General features: G+C 30.7%; 5 protein-coding genes and 1 pseudogene (1 of these 6 only partly in view). All 6 read left to right on the top strand.

Annotation, left to right across the window (positions count from 1 at the left end; translation table 11 throughout):
• The first annotated feature begins 37 nt into the window (after positions 1-37).
• Positions 38-1,504 carry a hypothetical protein gene (locus A2255_00385; protein OGI18105.1) on the top strand — a complete coding sequence of 489 codons (1,467 nt, stop codon included), beginning with the start codon at positions 38-40 and terminating at the stop codon, positions 1,502-1,504.
• Positions 1,495-2,121, top strand: a complete 627-nt coding sequence (locus A2255_00390) for a hypothetical protein (GenBank protein ID OGI18106.1) — start codon at positions 1,495-1,497, stop codon at positions 2,119-2,121. The genes A2255_00385 and A2255_00390 overlap by 10 nt, the downstream gene beginning before the upstream one ends.
• Complete coding sequence (locus A2255_00395) at positions 2,108-2,764, top strand: HAD family hydrolase (protein OGI18107.1); 657 nt, start codon at positions 2,108-2,110, stop codon at positions 2,762-2,764. The genes A2255_00390 and A2255_00395 overlap by 14 nt, the downstream gene beginning before the upstream one ends.
• On the top strand, positions 2,736-3,482 hold the full coding sequence (locus A2255_00400; protein OGI18108.1) for a hypothetical protein: 747 nt from the start codon (positions 2,736-2,738) through the stop codon (positions 3,480-3,482). Before A2255_00395 ends, A2255_00400 begins: the two co-directional genes overlap by 29 nt.
• Entirely contained in the window at positions 3,479-4,219 is a 741-nt protein-coding gene (locus tag A2255_00405; GenBank protein OGI18109.1) for a lipopolysaccharide biosynthesis protein, read from the top strand. Before A2255_00400 ends, A2255_00405 begins: the two co-directional genes overlap by 4 nt.
• Positions 4,216-4,336: pseudogene (locus A2255_00410) on the top strand (hypothetical protein) (it continues 215 nt past the right edge of the window). Before A2255_00405 ends, A2255_00410 begins: the two are co-directional and overlap by 4 nt.

A 4,336-nucleotide genomic window follows, 5' to 3' on the forward strand; every position in this document is an offset into this window, starting at 1 on the left:
TATATGCATTGGAGAAGGGGAATTAACTTTTTTAAAGTTGTATAAAGAACTTTTGAATAATGACAAAAATTTTGCCGACATTCCTAACCTTGCTTACAAAGAAAATGGTAATGTCATTATGCCAAGAAACATTCATATGGAAGCTAATTTGGATATTTTACCCTATCCTGATTATAAATTTATAGACAGTTATATGCTTAAAGACGGTTTCATTCAAAAAATACCTCAAGACAAAGAATTACGAAAAGCTTTCTTTAACCTGAGTTTATTTTTATATTACAGCTCAAGAGGATGTCCTAATGCTTGTGCTTATTGCTCAAATTCTCTGTATCATAAAATAGCAAAAGAAACCAAAAATAAATGGTATAGAACTTTATCGCCGAAGCGAATAATTGAAGAAATAAAAGAAATTTCAAAATATCTTGCAATGGATATTTTTTGGTTTAACGATGATGATTTTATGGCAAGAAGTGTTGAAGAGATAGAAGAAGTATGTAAATTCATAAGAGAAGAGCTGAATGTCCCTATTTTTATTAACGCAACTCCTAACTCTGTAACAAAAGAAAAAATGGATATTTTATCCAGATCAGGTGTAAAACATATAGCATTTGGCATACAAACCGGATCTGACAGGGTTTTAAGGAAATTTTATACAAGACCTGTTTTTTCAGATACAGTTAGAGAGTCTGCAAAGCTTATATCAAATTATTACAAAGATGGCATTGTGGTTGATTATGGTTTTATTTTAGAAAACCCGTATGAAGATAATTATGATTTAAGGGAAACTTTCAATTTATTTTTGGATTTACCTAAACCTGTTACCTTGTCCCTTTATTCGTTATTATTTTTTCCAAGCACTAAACTTACAATAAGAGCCTTAAATGAAAAAGTTATTATGGAGAATGATGTAGCTATAAATAAAGATTACAGAAGTGAAATTTCACCTTGTTTTGTGCATACTTTATTTCAGGCTTTTTATGAATTAAATATTCCAAAATCATATTATAAAATTTTCTTAAGTGATGAAATCTTTATATCAGAAGAAAATTGTTACCCAAGACTCTTATTAGCAAATTATTTTATAAATAAGACTATAAGACAAATAGCAATTGATAATGAAAAACAATACAAAAAAACTAGGGAATACAAAGAAATTTTACAAAAAGCAGGGAAAAACGCTGCTCTCTTTTATGTTGCGGTGATAGAAATCTCAAAAAATTATAAAAAACCAACAAATATATTAAAAGACAATGAGAATGAAGAACTTACACTTTGTTACCAAAACGATCTGGAAATAGGGTTTAAAAGTCGTTACATCATTCGCATACAAAAAAGTAAAGGAAAAATAGAATATTATCCAAAATCTGAATTAAAATCAGATTTTTCGCAAAATTCTTTATATAATGAAGTGGGGAAAAATTCAGAACCCACTTTAAAAAATCTCATAAAATATCCCAAAAGAACTATAAGAAGAGTAATTAAGGATGCTGTTAAATGCAAATAATTTCACATAGAGGATACTGGAAGACACTGGAAGAAAAGAATACAGAGATTGCTTTTAGAAGATCTTTTGAAATGGGGTTTGGAACGGAAACAGATATTAGAGATATTGCAGGAACTCTGGTAATATCCCATGATCCTCCTAAGGGTAGTGAGATGCCTTTTGATAGATTTCTTCAGATATACAGTGAATATGACAAAAGTTTATATCTTGCTCTTAATATCAAATCGGATGGATTACAAAACGAGCTTAAAAGGCTTATTAATAAATATAATATCCAAAATTATTTTGTTTTTGATATGTCAATTCCTGATACAATTGGCTATATAAATCAAGGTTTAAACGTATTTTCAAGAAGTAGTGAATATGAAAAAGATCTGCCTTTTTATGGCAAATCCACGGGTGTTTGGATGGATTGTTTTAATTCTGATTGTATAACAAACGATAAAATAGAATATCATCTTAATAACAGTAAACAAGTCTGTATTGTTTCTAGTGAATTGCACAAAAGAGAACATATATTGGCATGGAAGCAATATAAAAAATTGAATACTCAAAATATAATGCTTTGCACAGATTATCCACAACAGGCAAAGGAGTTTTTCAATGGACCAAATTAAAGCAATAATTTTTGATATGGATGGAGTTCTGGTGGATGCCAAGGAATGGCATTATGAAGCTCTTAATAAGGCTTTAAATTTATTTGGATTTAGCATAAGCAGATATGATCATCTGGTAACTTATGATGGCTTGCCTACAAGGAAAAAGCTTGAGATGCTTTCGATGGAAAGAGGTTTACCAAAAGGATTACATGGTTTTATTAATAGAATGAAGCAAGTATATACTACTGAATACATTTTTAATAAATGTAAACCGCTTTTTTTCCACGAATATGCATTATCACATCTTAAAAATAACGGGTATAGACTTGCTGTTGCTTCAAACTCCATAAGACAAACAGTCGATCTTATGATGGAAAAAAGTAGCTTACAGCAATATCTGGATTTTACTTTAAGCAATGAGGATGTATCCAACAGCAAACCTCATCCTGAAATTTACCAGACAGCAATAAGTAAATTAAGGTTAGATCCTCAGGAATGCCTTATTGTTGAGGATAATGAAAATGGAATAAAAGCAGCAAAAGCCAGTGGAGCTAATCTGCTTGTTGTAAAGTCAGTCGAAGACGTTAACCTTACAAATATTATGAATAGAATAATGGAAATAGAGGGAATAAATGAATATTCTGGTATTATTGGCGGGTAATTCAACTGATTTTTTTAATAAAGGTTATCTGTACCCAAAATATTTAACAGAAATACAAGGAAAACCGCTTGTTGAGTACGTAATAAACAGTTATGAAAAATTAAAGGAAGCAAACTTTATTTTTACTGTTTTAAAAGAAGATAGTGACAGATTTCATCTTAATAATGTCATAAACCTTTTAATTCCTAATGCCAAGATTGTAAATGTTGAAAATGTTACTAAAGGTGCTGCCTGTACAGCATTACTAGCAGTCGAACATATAAATAATGATGAACCTCTTTTAATTGTTAATGGTGATCAGATACTGGAAGTTGATTTTACTCAGGTAATTAATTCTTTTACACAGCAAGATTTAGCTGGCGGAATAATTACCTTTGATTCTGTACATCCCAGATGGTCTTATGTAAGGCTTGGAGATGATAATCTGGTTATCGAAGCTGCAGAAAAAAGACCTATCAGCAGGCATGCCACAGCCGGTGTATATTACTTTAAAAGAGGTAAAGATTTTGTAGAATCTGCAATGGATATGATTGAGAAGGATGCCAGTGTAAATGATCTTTATTATGTCTGCCCTTCATACAATGAGATGATCCTTAAGCAGCACAAAATAGGAACCTACAATATTGATAGGGAACAATACATTTCAGTAGCAGCTCCTGAAGATATATCAAGCTTTTTAAAACATTTGGAAAATAAAAAGGAGACCTGTAAAAGATGAATTTTAATATAATTGTCCCAATGGCCGGTGCCGGCAGTAGATTTACTCAGGCCGGTTATAAAAAGCCAAAACCTTTTATAGATGTTCTTGGAAAACCAATGATTCTTCATGTACTTGAAAATTTAAATATTAAAAATGCAAGATATATTCTTATTTGCAGAGAAGAACATTTATTAAGCGAACCTGATACTGTTAAAGAGCTGGAAAATAATTATAATATTGAATTTATACCGATTAATTACCTTACAGAAGGGGCAGCCTGCACAGTATTACACGCTCATAAATTTATTAATAATGACGAACCTTTATTAATTGCTAATAGTGATCAGATTGTTGATATGAATATTTCCGATTATATTCAGGATAATTTTGAAAGAAATCTGGATGGCTCTATTCTTACTTTTGAAGATAATCATCCTAAATGGAGTTTTGCAAAAATTGATGCTAATGGCATAGTTACTGAAGTTAAGGAAAAAGAGCCTATAAGTAACTATGCTACTGTTGGAATTTATTTATTTACAAAAGGAAGAACTTTTGTAGAATCTGCAATAGATATGATTGTTAGAAATGACAGGGTAAATAATGAGTTTTATGTATGTCCTGTCTATAATTATTCAATCAAAGAAGGCTCTAAAATAGGCATTTATAACATTGATAAAGATCAAATGCATGGTACAGGCACTCCTGAAGACCTGAATCTTTATATTGATTTTAAGAAAGGACTTGCCTCCGTATGAAAATAGCTAAACTGGATGATATGATAAAAGGCTGGTTTGTCGGGAATTTCAATCCTACTTTATATAAAACAAATGACGTTGAAGTTGCAGTTAAATCCTATAAAAAAGGGGATTATG

The sequence above is a fragment of the Candidatus Melainabacteria bacterium RIFOXYA2_FULL_32_9 genome (assembly GCA_001784615.1).
GTDB lineage: Bacteria > Cyanobacteriota > Vampirovibrionia > Gastranaerophilales > UBA9579 > UBA9579.

Excerpts from the sequence above, each read along its gene's own strand:
- A2255_00390 (OGI18106.1), top strand. The coding sequence starts at position 1,495 with ATGCAAATAATTTCACATAGAGGATACTGGAAGACACTGGAAGAAAAG.
- A2255_00395 (OGI18107.1), top strand. The coding sequence starts at position 2,108 with ATGGACCAAATTAAAGCAATAATTTTTGATATGGATGGAGTTCTGGTG.
- A2255_00400 (OGI18108.1), top strand. The coding sequence starts at position 2,736 with ATGAATATTCTGGTATTATTGGCGGGTAATTCAACTGATTTTTTTAAT.
- A2255_00405 (OGI18109.1), top strand. The coding sequence starts at position 3,479 with ATGAATTTTAATATAATTGTCCCAATGGCCGGTGCCGGCAGTAGATTT.